The following is a 14,849-nucleotide window of genomic DNA, read 5'->3' as shown; positions in this document are numbered from 1 at the left end:
TCTTCTGGAAGACCTCGACTTTTTCGTGCTCGGCGACATGCCCGGGAATCGGGGTGTTGGTTTCAGGTGGTTACACTCTTATTCCTGAAGAGCCGCGAAAGTGACGTCGTCAGCGAACTGCACTACGACGGCGGGTTGCAGGACATCCTGACGCTGCAGCTTCCGGCCACCCCAGGCCTGAGCAATATCCAGATCTACCCGATCCTCAAATACTTCAAGACCATTCGCGCCTGGCGTGGCGGGGAACTGAGCGAAGCGCAGGAAACGGCACTGGCGCCCAGTGCCGGAGGAGAGCTGACGACCTGGAACCCCGCCGGGGAGCTAGGGGAGAGCGACCATCTCATTATCGAGGTGCTGCGCAAGGACGGCAGGGCAAGTATTGAGACCATTTCGCGCCAAGTGCGGATGAGCGAAACCTCGGTGTCCCGCCGGCTTGACGGACTGCTGCGCGGCGAACACATCAGTATTCGTGCGTTGGTTGACCCGGCGCTGATGGGGTTCAAGGTTGAAGCACTGCTCTGGGTCCAAGTCTCGCCGGCCCACGTGGACGCATTGGGAACCTTGCTCTCCAGCTTGCCGCAGGTGAGGTATGTGGCCGCCGTGGCCGGCGATGCCCAATTGCTCGTGGACGTCACCGTGCCGTCCCAGCGGGACCTTTACGAATTCATCGCCAAGACGAACTGGGGCGAAATGGTCCAGCTGCGCACCTCAATGGTGCTCGGAGCCCGCAAGCGTGGTGGGCAGTCGGCCGGGGATTGAACAAGTCGCCAGACAAAGAATTCAGTAACAATTCACCGGATCCAGGTAACCCGTACCGGTTGATGCCCGCGTAGGTAAACGGCGGGTGAAAACTTGCCTGCGGTACCAAAATAATGCGTAATATCGAGAAAATGGTTCGGCGCAACCTGCGAAGTGGCATAGTCTCACGGTACCGAGCGGAGTTCTGTGCGCTCATGCTGTTAACAATCGGTTAACGCTGCAGGGTGAAAGGAATACCGGCAACCGTGAGCAAGAGGTTGACCTTTGGGACGAACCAAGGAACAGCTACGCCTGAAAGTGCGTGGCGTAAACGCAAAGACGCGTGGGAACACTTGGGTTATGTGCTCAGCGAGATTTCTTCGGAGTACCAAGAAGAGAATCGGCGTCAAGAGCATGAGCTGGAGGCAGGACGGTTACTAGGCCTGCTGGCGGCCATTGAACCGTACTGGGCGAATCCCGGCATTGAATACTTCAACGAAGTATCCAGGCTGATGTCCGGCGGACAGTACGAAGACGCCATGAAGCTGGTGTACCAAGCGAACCAGACCTTCAGGACACTGACCCAATACGTAGATCTTGAGGGACACGAAGGAGCTGAAACGGACTCGTTGGAGTCCGGAGCAGCCAGCGTATCCAAGGGCAAGCTCTATATCCCCATGGTTGAAATCCTCTTGGTGGATAACGGGCCGACTGAAGAGATTGAGCGTTTCAAGGAAGAAATCGTTGAACAACGCCAGCACACTGATCCCTTCCACTACAACTTCGTGGTGGTGCCCAGCGTGGAAGATGCGCTGGCAGCCATCCTGATCAACCCGAGCATCCAGGCAGTGGTGCTCACCGCCCGCTTCGATACCTGCACGCGCAGGCGCCTGTCCTCGACACTGAAGAATTTCATTGCCCGCCGCATGAATGGCTTCTTCGGATCCACCAAGCAGATCCAAGGCTTGCTGGATCTGGAGAACATCCTCGATGACCTGCGCCCAGAAATACCGGTGTACCTGATCGCCGGGGTGGCGCTGGAATCCATTGCCCACGAAATCACCGGACGCTTCCGCCGGATCTTCTCGCGCAACGACCGGATGGATCTGCACCTGTCCATTGTGTCCGAGGTGCTCGAACGCTACCAGACACCGTTCTTCAACGCGTTGCAGAAGTACGCCAAGCGCCCCGGCGGGGTCTTCCACGCCATGCCGATTTCCCGGGCCGGGTCGGTGCAGAACTCGCCGTGGGCCCGGGATCTGGTGGACTTCTACGGCAAGAACCTGCTGCTGGCCGAAACCTCCGCCACCTCCGGCGGGCTCGACTCGCTGCTCGATCCGCAAAGCTCCATCAAGAAGGCCCACGAACTGGCCGCCCGCGCTTTCGGAAGCCACCGCACCTACTTCGTCACCAATGGCACCTCCACGGCCAACAAGATCGTGCACCAGTCGATCCTGGCCCCAGGGGATATCGTGCTGGTGGACCGCAACTGCCACAAGTCCCACCACTATTCCCTGGTGCTGGCCGGAGCGAACGTGAGCTACCTGGAAGCCTACCCGCTCAACGAGCACTCCATGTACGGTGCGGTGCCTCTGGAAGAGATCAAGGGTCGGCTGCTGCAACTGCGCCGCGAAGGCCTGCTACACAAGGTCAAGATGCTCACCTTGACCAATTGCACCTTCGACGGAATCATCTACGACCCGCGCCGGGTGATGGAAGAATGCCTGGCCATCAAGCCGGATCTGGTCTTCTTGTGGGATGAGGCATGGTTTGCGTTCGCCGGCTTCCACCCGGTCTACCGCCAGCGCACCGCCATGACGGTGGCCACAGGGTTGGAAGAAGAACTGGAAAACGAAGAATACGCCCAGCGCTACGCAGCCCAGAAGGCCGCACTGCCTGAACCGGGAACCTCGAATCAACCGGAAAATGACCAGGCGTGGCTGGAGACCAGGTTGCTTCCAGACCCGGAGAAGGTCCGGTTGCGGGTGTACTCCACCCAATCCACGCACAAGACCCTGACCTCCTTGCGCCAGGGATCGATGATCCACATCTATGACCAGGACTTCGCGTTGCGCAACCTCAATGCCTTCCGCGAAGCCTACATGACCCACACCTCCACCTCGCCGAACTACCAGATCCTGGCTTCCTTGGATATCGGACGCCGCCAGGCTGAACTTGAAGGCTATGCTCTGGTGCAGCGCCAGGTGGACCTGGCCCAATCGGTGTGCCGGGCCATGGCCCGCAACGAGCTGCTGGGCAAGTACTTCAAGATCTTGAATTCGGATGAGCTCATTGCAAGCAAATACCGCGAATCCACGTCGGCGAATCCGGTGCGCGATGGACTGGCGGCCTGGGATGAAGCCTGGCAGAACGATGAGTTCGTGGTGGACCCATCGCGGCTGACACTGGACATCAGCCGGACCGGTGTGGACGGGGATACCTTCAAGCACGAGTACCTGATGGACGGGCATTCGATCCAGGTCAACAAGACCAGCCGCACCTCGGTGCTGCTGATGACCAATATCGGAACCACCCGTTCGGCAGTGGCGCACCTGATCGAGGTGCTGGTGAAGATCGCCGAGGAGCTGGAGCGCAAGCGCCGGCTTGATGGACGCGTGCTGGCCATGGGCAAGAAGAGCGCAAAAGAACTGATCCCCTTGCCGGACTTCAGTTCCTTCGCTCCGGAATTCTCTGGCGGTGGTGGCAGCGGAGACATGCGCGCGGCGTACTACCTGACCTATCAGGACCCGGCCACGCACTTCCTGTCCTCTGCGCAGATCCGCTCCGAGCTGATGGAGGGTCAGCGGATCGTCTCGGCCGTGTTCGTCACCCCTTACCCGCCAGGCTTCCCGGTGCTGGTCCCCGGGCAGCTGGTGACCTTGGGCATCTTGGATTACATGGATCGCCTGGACACGCGTGAGATCCACGGCTACCACCAGGATCTGGGTTACCAGGTCTTCACCCATGAGGCGATGGCTCAGCTGCAGCCGCGCAAGTAGCGGCCCTAAGCCGCCAAAAACTAACGCCCTGGCTGGACCATCGTGGTCCTGCCAGGGCGTTTGCCGTGCAGCGTGCGCTGCGCTGCTGCTATTTCGTGGCCAAGTAGGCGGAAACCGCTTCAAAAGCACGGATAGTCGGGAACAGCTTGGAAGCATCCTGCGGCAGCGGCCAGCTCGAAAGCTTGACCGCCACCATCTTGGTGGCCGGATCCATGTAGATCATCTGGCCATGGATCCCCAAGGCCACCGCGGCATTGGTGGCGGGGTTCGGGAACCAGATCTGGTTGCGGTAGCGCCCGCCGGGCATCATGTTATCCCCGGGGGACTGGGCGAAGGCCTGGGCCAGCAGCGGGTCGGCGCTGAGGGTCTGCGCAACCCAATCCTCGGAGAGCACCTGCTTGCCGGTCAGCGCCCGGCCGCCGTTGACATACATGTGCCCGAAGCGCGCCAGATCGCGCAGGCAGGCGTTGAAGCCGCCATCGAACATGCCGGTGCCGAACTGGTCCACACCCATCACCAGGTCCTGCTGCGCCCCGATCTTTGACCAGATGTACTTGGAGAGCAGCTCCTGCATGGGAGCGCCCCCGGCCGATTCCAGCACCCAGCCCAGCGCATCGGTTTCACACGAACGGTATTCGAAGGGTCCGCCGTGCGGACCTTTGGCCTGCAAGGTCAAGAGGAACTCGTACATGCCGATCGGTCCGATCGCTCCGCGCGCCGGCGCCCACCCGATGGCTTCTTCCATCAGGCGCACTTCCGCGGTGGGATCCAGATACTCCTCGGAGAACTTGATGCCAGAGCGCATGTCCAGCAGGTCGCGTACCCGTGCTCCGGCGTAGCCGCTGCGGGCCAGTGCCGGAACGTAGGAGTCGACCGGGCATTCGACGTCGAGCAGCCCGGCATCGCACAGCGCGCCGGCCACCGAGCCGACCAGGGTCTTGCTGACGGACATCAGCAGATGGTCGGTCAGCGAAGTCATGGTGTTGTTGTACTTTTCCCAGAGGACCCGTCCGTTGTGCATGACCAGCACAGCGTCGGTGTTCGTCGCATGCATGACCCCGCGCACGGTCAACGCCGGGTCGGTGATGCTCGCTTTGGCCACTTCCAGCTTGCCCAGCTTCTCTTCGGCCAGGTGGAGCTTGACGATGGGCCCATCGCCTCGGGAAACCTTGATGGTGGGGTGGATCCGGGCAATGTTCTGGAAAGAGCGCTTGATGTTCTGCGGGTACTGCCAGGTGGCGATGTTCAGCGCGTTGCTGGCAGTTGGCGCAGTTCGTGCCGCGGTGGTTCCGGCGGCATCGGTGGCCTCAGCTGCCATGCTCTGCTGGAGGAACGTCAATTCCCTTGTATTGGGAGCGGATGGAGGCGATGAAGTGCTTGGCGTCGATGCTGAGCTTGGTCTTCTTCTTGCCCTCGTACTGAAGCTTGGATTTGGTGACCAGGACCCCAAGATCAGCTCCCTTCCATCGGTAGTCTTCTACCCCGTAAATGCGCAGGAAGAATGCTTCCTTGTGGTTCTGCAGCTGGTGCCAGTCCAAGGCGGAGCGGGAGAATTGCAGCTTCCCGCGTGAGTCCAAGAAGTACTTGCCCGTGCGCGGTGCGTGGGTGATGTACTGGAGGATGTCATCGGTTTCCTTGATGATCATATGGCTCCAAATATCGGCCCCGCTCATCTCCTCCCAGCGGGCGTTGATCTCGTCAACGTCCAGTTCGAATTCCACGTCAAGGAATTCGAGCAGGTGGAAGAGGAACAGCGGTACGTCGGCATAGGCGCCCGCGGTGACGTTGGTGATGGCACTGGCACCGGAGATACGGGGGTTCAGCTCGCCCAGATAGACTTCGTCGGTGTCGGTATCCACCAGCACGTCCACTTCGAAGAAGCCGCGGTAACCGGTGTTCTCCAAGCCGTTGCCCACCTTGCGGACCAGGTCGATAGCGCGCGAACGCTGTGAATCAGTGAGTACATCCGGGTGCATTTCGTTGCCGCACCAGCCGCCCTTGTAGGGGGTCAGTTCCTTGTATCCGGCCAGTTCGGTCAGGATCGGGCCCACGACGGTGCCGCATCCGGTCAACACTGCTTCTACCGCTACCGGCTGGTTGTTGATGCGCTTCATGATCTTCAGCTGTTCGCCGATGATGTTCTTCGAGTGGGCCTTGAATCCGGCCTTGGAATCGATGAAGAACGTGGTCTTCCCCGAATCGCCGTACGGGGTCTGCACCACCAGGTCATCGCCCAGGCCAGCTTCATTGGCCAGTTCCATCAGCTCGTCGTAGCTGTCGGCGGTGCCAAGTACGTTGGGCACCGAAGGGGCGCCGGCGGCGTTGCCCAGCTGGGTGGTGACAATCTTTGAATCCAGCTCATTGCGCAGGGCGGCCGAGGGCAAGATCAGGTCGTAGCCCAGTTCCTCGCAAATCGCTTCGGTTTCCTCATCGAAGAAGACCATGGCGATTTTCGGTCGCGGACCGCCGGGGGTGCACTGGGAATCGATGTATTCGCGGACTTCGGGGTTTTCCAGCAGCCAGTTGTTGATTTCTTCTGCGCTCTGGAAATCGACGTAGGGCTTTTCAGCCGGGGTGAAGACCCGCGGGTGGTGCCCATCCCAACCGTCGTAGTAGGTGATGTAGCTGAATTTCCGGACCCAGCGGTCCAATCCCAAGAGGTTGACCGGGGTGGCGCCGAGGAAGAAGATCGGGGTTTTGTTGGTGCGGAAGAAATGGCGTACTTCGCTCATGTTCTTCAGCTTGCGTTCGAAGGGCAGGATCTTGGAAGAGACTTCGTCGGGCAGCTGCTCGTTATAGGCGGCATCAACGGCGACGTTGGCGCTGAGCTGGTCGGTGGGGGTGTGCGCCTTGCGGCGGAGCTTGTCCAAGTCGCTGGGCTTGGGCATGCGGTGGTGAGAAGCCGGGGCGTGGGCTTCAAGAAGGTTGGCCATGATGGGGTGATGTCCTTTGAAACTGTCCGAGGATGAGTATGGGCACGGCACAAGGCGTGACAGTTTCATGCTCAGCGTTCAGTGTAAGCACCAGGGCTCTTTGCGATTAACGCATGGTGAACATTGCACCTGGCCCCGCCGCATATGCCTGTGACGTGGCATAAACGACGGGGTCTGGGGTTCAAGGTAAATCAAAGGTTACCGACTGTTGCGTTGTAAGTACCGCTAGCTGGAGACCGTGGAGGCGAAATCCACCTCATGGAATTCAAATCCGGCCTGCTCCAGCACCTGGCTGGTGACCTTCCGGCCGGTCAGCGCAACACGGGCATTGGAACCCATGAAGGCGGCACCGATCTTGGGCAGGACCGAACCGGTGGGCAGACCTGGCAGCCCGGCGATGGAACGCAGCGCCGACATGACCTCGGAGTTGCGCAACGGGTTCGGGCTGGTCGCGTGCACCAGCCCTGCAGGAATCTTCGGCTCTTCGAAGCCCAGCAGGCAGCGGACCAGGCGCAGCCAGTCTTCCAAGCCGATCCAGCTGAACCATTGCTTGCCATCACCCATCGCGCCGCCCATGCCGGTATTCACCAGCAGGTTCAGTGGTCCGAGCAGCGGAGCATCCGGGTGCATGACCAGCGAGGTGCGCAGCAGGTAGCGCTGTGCGGCGTTGACCTCGGCTTCGGTGAAGGCCTGCTCCCAGGCGGCGGCCACACCGGTCATTTCGGGCAGGGCCCGGTGGTCGGTGGGGATCGGGCTGGATTCGGTCAGTTCCGCTTCGCCGGCATCGCCGAAGATCGCGGTGGTGCTGGCCTGGATCCAGGTCGCCAGTTGCGGGGCGCCGGCCGCGGCTTCTGCCAAGGTCTGGGTGGAGGTCACGCGCGAATCGGTGAGCGCGGCGATATTCTCCGGGGTGTTGCGCTTGTCCACGCGTTCACCGGCCAGGTTGATCAGGTGTACCGGGTGTTCGCTGGCCAGTGCGCTAGCCCATGGGCCCTGATGCTCGCCGTCCCAGGAGAACTGTTCCGCCGGGAAATCCGTTTCGGGGGAGCGGGTGAGCACTGCGACCGAAATGCCGCGGCAGACCAGGTCCGCCACCAGATTGCGGCCCAGGAAGCCGCGCCCGCCGGAAATGACCACATGGGCATCGCGCTTGTGGTGGGCGGTGGGAGCGATGATCTTGTAGAGCCGGGCGGCTGCCAGCGCGAAGTCCTTGCACAGGGCATTGGCCACAGTGAACTTGAACGCGGCGGTACCTGGCCCGTGCAGCTCTACGGTGAAGTGCAGCAGCGAGCCTTGCTGGTGCTCATCGACCTGCCAGCGCAGAACCATTTCACCGGCTGGCTGCGGCTGGGTGAATTCGACCATGCGGGTGGCCTGGTTGCGGCGGGTGATGGACCCAGAGGGCGCCGTGTTGCGGTGCAAGGCCCCGAAGAGCTTGCCCGGCGGCAGCAGATCCACCTTGGTGCCCACCCCTCGCTGGTCATCGTGCACCACGAAGCCATCGAAGCTCTTCATCCATTCACCGGTCTGCGACAAGTTGCCGACGATGGAGTAGACCGCCTTGGGGTCTGCGGCGAGGAACTGGGATTCGGTGCGCTGCCAGTGCGTGAATTTATTCTGGGTGCTCATCTTGAGGGAATTCCTTCCAGCTCGGGTCCGCGGCATAGCTCAAGGCTACTGCGCCTGGCTGTGTACTGCAGTCACGACATCGGTGCTCATACCGAACTGTTACATCTGAGGTGGAAAAGGGAAAGCTCCCTTGATCCGTGCGGATCAAGGGAGCTTTGGCTGAAGCGGGGACCTAGGCGGTTACCTTGGAACCAACTTCTGCTTCCATTTCGGAGAACTCGGCGTCGATGGTCGGGTTCGGGCGGTGGGTCGCCTTGGAAACCACGATTGCGACAACCAGTGCCACGATGAAGCCTGGAACGATCTCGTACAACGCACCGGTCAGGGCATCGATGTTGCCCCAGATGAAGACGACGACAGCGCCGGAGACCATGCCGGCGAAACCGCCAACGGCGGTCAGCTTGCGCCAGTACAGGGACAGCAGCACGATCGGACCGAAGGCTGCGCCGAAGCCGGCCCACGCGAACGCCACCAGATCCAGGATCGAGGAGTTCGGGTTCAGTGCCAGCAGTGCGGCGACGATTGCGACCAGCAGCACGCCGGCACGGCCGAGCATGACCAGGGCCTTTGGCGAAGCCTTGCGTCCGGTGATGTTGTAGAGGTCCTCCACCAGTGCCGAAGAGCAAACGATCAGCTGCGAAGACATGGTGGACATGATGGCTGCCAGCACCGCGGCCAGTACCAAACCGGCGATCAGCGGGTGGAAGAAGACCTGGCTCAGCAGCAGGAAGACGGTCTCGCTGCTTGCCTTATCCAATGGCTCGTCAGCGAAGTAGGCGATACCGATCAGAGCGGTCAAAACCGCACCGATGGTCGAAACCAGCATCCAGCCTACGCCGATGCGGCGGGCAACCTTGGCTTCACCAGGGGTGCGCAGCGCCATGAAGCGCACGATGATGTGCGGCTGGCCGAAGTAGCCCAGGCCCCAGGCGGCAGCCGAGATGATGGCCAGCAGGGCAACGCCTGCACCGTTTTCAGTGAATGAGGAGAACAGGTTGAATGCTTCCGGGTTCACATCGGTGATGCGGGTAGCCAGGGTGGAAGGATCGCCGATGCGGGTGACCGCGACGATCGGCACTGCGATCAGTGCAATGACCATCAGCACGCCCTGGACCATGTCGGTCAGCGAGGCTCCGAGGAATCCGCCGAACAGGGTGTAGAGCAAGGTGATGACGGCAACGAAGCCCATGCCGGCCAGGTACTGCCAGCCGAAGGAAGCCTCGAAGAACTTGCCGGCGGCAACCATGCCCGAGGAGACATAGAAGGTGAAGAAGACCAAGATGATCACTGCGCAAGCGATGCGCAGCAGGTGCTTGGAATCTTTCAGGCGCTTCTCGAAGAAGCTCGGGATGGTGATGGCGTTCTGCGAGATCGCAGTGTAGGAGCGCAGTCGTGGAGCGACGAACTTCCAGTTCAGCCAGGCGCCGACCAGCAGGCCGATGCCGATCCACGATTCGTGCATGCCGCCGAGGTAGATAGCGCCAGGCAGGCCCATCAGCAGCCAGCCGGACATATCGGAGGCGCCGGCCGAAAGCGCGGCGACCCATGGCTTCAGGCCACGGTCGGCCAACATGTAGTCGTCAATATTGTTGGTGCGGCGATATGCGATATAGCCGATGCCAAGCATCGCAGCCATATAAATTGCAATCGCAATCGTCTGGAAAGTCAGGTCGGACATTTTTCCTCATTACCGTTTGTGCCTGGGACTCCGAAGAATCAACCGAGGCGCGGATTTATGTGGTGCGAGTCACCACTATGGCACTAATTGCGCGGTTTGTCGCACGTGCCTTTTGGTCTGTGATCATTTCGTTACGTACTCGACCGTATCGAAGTCTGCCGGTGTAGCCAAAATCGCCAAGTTGCTTGCGTCACTCATTTCGGGCTGCGCGTGCAGTGATTTGCGCACCGCGCGGATGGCGGGGGACTGGAGAGAAGAATGCCTCATGGCGGTGAAAATTGTGCGCTTGGGAGCGCCTGGAAGATCCACCGTGCGCAAGCTGTCCCGGTGGTCGCGCAGCACTAGCTCTGGAAGCATTGCCACGGCGTTGCCTGAAGCGACTAACTGCACGTGAGCCTGCAAATCCGCGGTTTCATAACGGAGGTCTGGCTCGAAGCCGGCCAGTCGGCAAGCCTGCAGTGCCCAGTGCCTGCTGGCGGCCCCTTCCGGCTCCGCTACCCAGGGCAAGGACTTGGCATGTTCCAAGTTGCGCACCCGGTCGAATCCAGCGTTCCCCTCGGCGCCTCGTGCTGGCAAGGCCAAGCGGATCGGATCGTGAGTCAGAACACGTCGATCAAGGTTTCCGTAATGTGGTGCAGAATGCCCCGAATATTGTTCTGCGACGACCAGATCGAAGGTTCGGCTGCTGGTTTCGTTCAGCGCATCGGCCGGTTCCTGCTGGCTCATCTCCACCCTCAGCGCCGGATATTCCTCGCGCAGCTCGCGCAGTACCGGCGGCATCAGGGCCAGCATGGCGGTCTGGAAAACTGCTAGTCGCACGGTTCCGGAGACCGTTGACATGGTGGCGGCCAGATCCGCTTCGGCGCGTTCCATGGAATCGAGCAGCTCTTCGGTGTGGGCCACCAGAATCTGAGCCTGCGGGGTCAGTTTCAAGGTGCGTCCGGTACGCCGAAGCAGCTCCACTCCGGTTTCGGATTCCAGCTGGCTTAGCTGCTGGGAAACGGACGAGGGTGAATAGCTCAGTGCATCGGCTACTTCAGCGATGGTTCCGCGGATATTCAGTTCGCGTAGTAAACGCAATCGTCTCAACTCAAGCACGGGTTTTCCGCCGTTCAGTTAATGGGTATTTACGCAGTGCAAATACATCGGCAAAACCGAACGATCTACTTCGGTTTTGTTCACTTTTGCTTAAGACAATATAGGTTCATACTCGATCTTGCACACAGCTTTTCCTAGCGGTTGACTGACCACAGAAGACAACTAGATTAGCCATAACGACATCAGCGTTCGGTGCCGAACCACAAGTTACGAATAGCATCGAAGGGACCCATTAGTGTCTTCTCTCTCCACACAGCACGTAGTTCCCGCAGCACTGGATGCTGAGGGCAACCCGCTCACCGCTCCGGCGGACCTCGCAGAGGATGTCATCCAGCTGGTCCGCCGCTGGCTTACCGAGGCCGCAGACTATCCTGTGGATGCTGCCGCCGCCCGCCTGGCCGGCCTGCTCAAGGACCCCAAGGGACTGGACTTCGCCGTCGGCTTCGTCGACGAAGTCATCCGCCCCGAAGACCTGCGCGTCGCAGCGATCAACCTGAAGAAGCTTGCCCCCAAGGTGCCAGGCTTCCTTCCGTGGTACATGCGAAAGGCCGTGGGCCTTGGCGGAACCATGGCCCCTGTGCTTCCGCAGGTCGTCGTGCCTATTGCCCGCAAGGTTCTGCGCGAAATGGTGGGGCACCTGATCATCGACGCCTCGCCGACCAAGCTGGGCTCAGCTATCTCGAAGATCAAGCGCGATGGCGTTAACCTGAACGTCAACCTGCTCGGCGAAGCCATCCTGGGTGAAAAGGAAGCAGAACGCCGCCTGGAAGGCACCGCGAAGCTGCTGGATCGCGATGACGTGGACTACGTGTCCATCAAGGTTTCTTCCACCGTCGCTCCGCACAACCACTGGGCCTTCGACGAAGCAGTGGAGAACATCGTAGAGAAGCTGCGCCCGCTCTACGAAAAGGCCGCACGCAGCCCCAAGAAGAAGTTCATCAACCTGGACATGGAAGAATACAAGGACCTGGAGCTGACCATCGCGGTCTTCACCAAGATCCTGTCCATTGATGAATTCAAGGACCTGCCAGCAGGCATCGTGCTGCAGGCTTACCTGCCAGATGCCCTGTCGGCCATGATCGAGCTTCAGGAATTCTCCGCGGCCCGCGTGGCAGCAGGCGGCGCACCAATCAAGGTGCGCGTGGTCAAGGGCGCCAACCTGCCGATGGAAATCATGGAAGCCGACATCCACGGCTGGCCACTGGCTACCTGGCACACCAAGCAGGATTCGGACACCAGCTACAAGTCCGTACTGGACTACGCGCTGCGCCCAGACCACGTGAAGAACGTGCGCATCGGCATCGCCGGCCACAACCTCTTCGATGTGGCGCTGGCCTGGCTGCTGGCCAAGGCCCGCAAGGTCACCGACGGCATCGAATTCGAAATGCTGCTGGGCATGGCTACCGGCCAGGCCGAAGCGGTGCGCAAGGACGTCGGCTCGCTGCTGCTCTACACCCCAGTGGTGCACCCGGCAGAATTCGACGTGGCCATCGCCTACCTGATCCGCCGCCTGGAAGAAGGCGCCAGCCAGGAAAACTTCATGTCCGCTGTCTTCGAGCTGTCCAAGAACGAGCAGCTGTTCGAACGCGAGAAGAACCGCTTCCTGGCCTCGCTTGAATCCCTGGATAACACCATCCCGGTGCCGCACCGCGTGCAGAACCGCCAGGTCCAGGACCCGGCGCTCACCGAACGCGTTGCAGGATTCGCCGACGGCTCCACCAACTTCTTCAACACCCCGGATACCGATCCGGATCTGGAGCAGAACCGTGCGTGGGGACGGGAAATCCTGTCCAAGATGGAACACTCGCCATTGGGCAAGGAACTGGTCAAGAACAACACCTTGAACAGCGCCGGTGAACTCGATGAATCCATCGCCATGGGCGTGGATGCCTCCGCATCCTGGCAGGCACTGGGCTCGGCCAAGCGCGCGGAGATCCTGCACCGCGCCGGCCTGCTCTTCGAAGAGCGCCGCGCCACCTTGCTTGAGGTCCTGGGCTCCGAATGCGGCAAGACCATTGACCAGGGCGACGTGGAAATTTCCGAAGCCATCGACTTTGCGCACTACTACGCAGAACTGGGCCGCGAACTGGATGCCGTAGATGGTGCGAAGTTCGTTCCATCGAAGCTGACCGTGGTGACCCCGCCATGGAACTTCCCAATGGCCATCCCTGCCGGTTCCACGCTCTCGGCGCTGGCCGCCGGTTCCTCGGTGATCATCAAGCCTGCCTCCCAGGCCGCCCGCGTGGGTTCGGTCATGGTGCAGTGCCTGTGGGATGCCGGGGTACCTGAGGACGTACTGCAGCTGGTCTTCGTGGGCGACCGTTCCCTGGGCCAGCAGCTGGTTTCCGACGAGCGCGTTGACCGCCTGATCCTCACCGGCGGCTACGAGACCGCTGAACTGTTCCGCTCCTTCCGCAAGGACCTGCCGCTGCTGGCCGAGACCTCGGGCAAGAACGCCACCATCGTCAGCCCGCACGCTGACCTTGACCTGGCTGCCCGCGACGTCGTGCAGTCCGCCTTCGGCCACGCTGGCCAGAAGTGCTCGGCGTCCTCGCTGGTCGTGCTGGTGGGCTCGGTGGCAGAATCCCGCCGCTTCCACAGCCAGCTGATCGACGCGGTGAAGTCGCTGAAGGTCGGCTACCCGTGGAACCCTGAATCGCAGATGGGCCCATTGATCGGCCAGCCAGGCGAAAAGCTCAAGCGCGGCCTGACCACCCTGGGTGCCGGCGAAACCTGGGCCATCGAGCCACAGCAGCTCGATGACTCGGGCAAGCTGTATTCGCCAGGCGTGCGCTACGGCGTGCAGCGCGGCAGCGAATACCACAAGACCGAATACTTCGGCCCGATCCTGGGCGTAATGACCGCAAAAACCCTGGAAGAAGCGGTAGAGATCGTCAACGAGGTGGACTACGGTCTAACCTCGGGCCTGCACTCCTTGGACAAGGACGAGCTGTCGTACTGGATGGAAAACATCCAGGCCGGCAACATCTACGTGAACCGCGGCATCACCGGTGCCATCGTTCAGCGCCAGCCATTTGGCGGGTGGAAGAAGTCGGCCATTGGTGCAGGCACCAAGGCCGGCGGCCCGAACTACCTGATCGGCATGGGCTCTTGGGAAGATGCGCCGGCTAAGCAGGGCGCAGCGCTCTCGACCTTCGACGAACGTTTGCTGAACACCGCACAGCTGGATGCGCAGCAGACCGAATGGCTCGGCGCAGCCCTGGCCAGCGACAAGCTGTGGTGGAACACCGAGTTCAATCAGGCCAAGGACCGCTCGGGCCTGAAGGCAGAACGCAACATTTTCCGCTACCGTGCAGTGGATGTCACCGTGCGCTTCGAAGAAGCCACCAGCGGCCACGGCCTGGCCGAGGCGCTGCGCGTCGTGGCCGCCGGTGTGACCGCAGGCTCGCGTGTCATCTTCTCCGCAGATGTGCAGCTACCTTTGGGCGTGCGCAACCTGTTGGCCGAGAACTCGGTGACCGTGGTGCGAGAAGACTCTGACGCATTCGCTGCCCGTGCAGCGAAGCTGGCAGCGAAGACCGGACCAGAATCAGCTGCCCGCATCCGCCTGATCGGCGGATCAGTGAAGGCAGTTGCCGAGGCAACCAACGGCAAGCCGGATGTAGCCATCTACGCTTCGCCGGTGACCGCAGCCGGCCGGGTTGAACTGCTTCCGTTCCTGCACGAACAGGCAGTCTCGATCACCGCACACCGCTTCGGTACTCCGAATCACCTCACCGACGACCTGATCTAATCAGCCAGTCGTAAAAGGCA

8 protein-coding genes are annotated in these 14,849 nt (G+C 61.1%); 3 read left to right on the top strand and 5 right to left on the bottom strand.

Going from position 1 to position 14,849, the window contains the following annotated elements:
* Window positions 1–66 precede the first annotated feature (66 nt).
* Both AARI_RS14460 and AARI_RS14455 read left to right on the top strand, forming a co-directional pair.
* Window positions 67–759 carry an Lrp/AsnC family transcriptional regulator gene (locus AARI_RS14460; protein WP_049862658.1) on the top strand — a complete coding sequence of 231 codons (693 nt, stop codon included), beginning with the start codon at window positions 67–69 and terminating at the stop codon, window positions 757–759.
* A gap of 245 nt (window positions 760–1,004) precedes the next feature.
* Window positions 1,005–3,737, top strand: a complete 2,733-nt coding sequence (locus AARI_RS14455) for an aminotransferase class I/II-fold pyridoxal phosphate-dependent enzyme (RefSeq protein ID WP_013350023.1) — start codon at window positions 1,005–1,007, stop codon at window positions 3,735–3,737.
* An 88-nt stretch (window positions 3,738–3,825) separates the two neighbouring features.
* Here the strand turns inward: AARI_RS14455 and AARI_RS14450 are convergent, their stop codons facing one another.
* The 5 genes from AARI_RS14450 to AARI_RS14430 all read right to left on the bottom strand — a co-directional run bounded on the left by AARI_RS14450 (window position 3,826) and on the right by AARI_RS14430 (window position 11,075).
* Window positions 3,826–5,055 carry a serine hydrolase domain-containing protein gene (locus AARI_RS14450; protein ID WP_013350022.1) on the bottom strand — a complete coding sequence of 410 codons (1,230 nt, stop codon included), beginning with the start codon at window positions 5,053–5,055 and terminating at the stop codon, window positions 3,826–3,828.
* On the bottom strand, window positions 5,045–6,670 hold the full coding sequence (locus tag AARI_RS14445; protein WP_013350021.1) for a biotin carboxylase: 1,626 nt from the start codon (window positions 6,668–6,670) through the stop codon (window positions 5,045–5,047). Before AARI_RS14445 ends, AARI_RS14450 begins: the two co-directional genes overlap by 11 nt.
* Window positions 6,671–6,895: 225 nt before the next feature.
* The gene (locus AARI_RS18980; RefSeq protein ID WP_013350020.1) at window positions 6,896–8,299 is read right to left on the bottom strand and encodes an epimerase; all 1,404 of its coding nucleotides are present in this window, start codon (window positions 8,297–8,299) and stop codon (window positions 6,896–6,898) included.
* Between the two features lie 172 nt (window positions 8,300–8,471).
* Window positions 8,472–9,977 carry a sodium/proline symporter PutP gene (putP, locus tag AARI_RS14435; protein WP_013350019.1) on the bottom strand — a complete coding sequence of 502 codons (1,506 nt, stop codon included), beginning with the start codon at window positions 9,975–9,977 and terminating at the stop codon, window positions 8,472–8,474.
* A 123-nt stretch (window positions 9,978–10,100) separates the two neighbouring features.
* Window positions 10,101–11,075, bottom strand: a complete 975-nt coding sequence (locus AARI_RS14430; protein WP_013350018.1) for a LysR family transcriptional regulator — start codon at window positions 11,073–11,075, stop codon at window positions 10,101–10,103.
* A gap of 235 nt (window positions 11,076–11,310) precedes the next feature.
* On the opposite strand from AARI_RS14430, the gene AARI_RS14425 reads away from it, so the two are divergent.
* Complete coding sequence (locus AARI_RS14425; protein ID WP_013350017.1) at window positions 11,311–14,829, top strand: bifunctional proline dehydrogenase/L-glutamate gamma-semialdehyde dehydrogenase; 3,519 nt, start codon at window positions 11,311–11,313, stop codon at window positions 14,827–14,829.
* Window positions 14,830–14,849 lie beyond the last annotated feature (20 nt).

The organism is Glutamicibacter arilaitensis Re117 (assembly GCF_000197735.1).
GTDB lineage: Bacteria > Actinomycetota > Actinomycetes > Actinomycetales > Micrococcaceae > Glutamicibacter > Glutamicibacter arilaitensis.
This window is presented reverse-complemented; position numbering and strand designations above follow the sequence as displayed.

Coding starts and splice junctions, on each gene's coding strand:
- AARI_RS14450 (WP_013350022.1), bottom strand. CDS start 5,055: ATGGCAGCTGAGGCCACCGATGCCGCCGGAACCACCGCGGCACGAACT.
- AARI_RS14445 (WP_013350021.1), bottom strand. CDS start 6,670: ATGGCCAACCTTCTTGAAGCCCACGCCCCGGCTTCTCACCACCGCATG.
- AARI_RS18980 (WP_013350020.1), bottom strand. CDS start 8,299: ATGAGCACCCAGAATAAATTCACGCACTGGCAGCGCACCGAATCCCAG.
- putP (WP_013350019.1), bottom strand. CDS start 9,977: ATGTCCGACCTGACTTTCCAGACGATTGCGATTGCAATTTATATGGCT.